The 888-nt window shown below is 69.4% G+C and carries 1 protein-coding gene; it reads left to right on the forward strand.

Going from position 1 to position 888, the window contains the following annotated elements:
• A partial coding sequence (locus tag D7V93_RS43530) for an AMP-binding protein (RefSeq protein ID WP_147451701.1) occupies window positions 1-888 on the forward strand: 888 nt, incomplete at both ends.

Here is an 888-nt window from a genome sequence, read left to right on the forward strand (position 1 = left end):
CGAGCACCGTCCACGCCGACGCGCAGAAGGCAGAGCGCGTCAGCGTCAATGCCCCGCTGTCCTTCGACGCCTCCGTCAAGCAGCTCATCCAGGTGCTGGACGGCCACACGCTCTGCATCGTCCCGGATGAAGCGCGCGCCGACGTGGGTGAGTTGGTGAAGCGCATCGGACAGGACGCGCTGGACGTCCTCGACTGCTCGCCCGCGCACCTGCGCCTCCTCCTGGAGGAAGGCCTGCTGGCTCGCGAGTCCATTCCCCGCCGCGTCCTCGTGGGCGGCGAAGCCGTGGATACCGCGACGTGGAGCCACCTCGCGGCCAATGAGCGCATGCGTGTCTTCAACGTCTACGGCCCCACCGAGTGCACGGTGGACGCCACGGCATGCGCCTTCGATGCCTCACCCACGCCCACCATCGGCCGGCCGCTGCCCAACGTGCGCGTCTACGTGCTGGACCGCAACCTCCACCCGGTGCCCACGGGCGTCTCGGGCGAGCTCTTCATCGGTGGCGAAGGCGTAGCGCGCGGCTACCTCGGCCGCCCTGAGTTGACCGCCGACCGCTTCATCCCGGACGCCTTCTCCGAAACCCCGGGTGCGCGGCTGTACCGCACGGGCGACGTCGCCCGGTGGCGGGCCGACGGCATGCTCGACTACCTGGGCCGCGCGGACTTCCAGGTGAAGGTGCGTGGCTTCCGCATCGAGCTGGGTGAAATCGAAGCGACGTTGCTCCAGCACCCGGAGGTACGTGAAGCGGTGGTGCTGGCACGCGAGGACGTGCCCGGCGACAAGCGCCTCGTCGCCTACGTGGTGCTCTCGGACGGCAGCGTGGACACCGCGCAAACCGCGGACACCCTCAAGGCACACCTCAAGCAGCACCTGCCCGAGTACATGG

It is taken from the genome of Corallococcus llansteffanensis, from assembly GCF_003612055.1.
Classification (GTDB): Bacteria; Myxococcota; Myxococcia; order Myxococcales; family Myxococcaceae; genus Corallococcus; species Corallococcus llansteffanensis.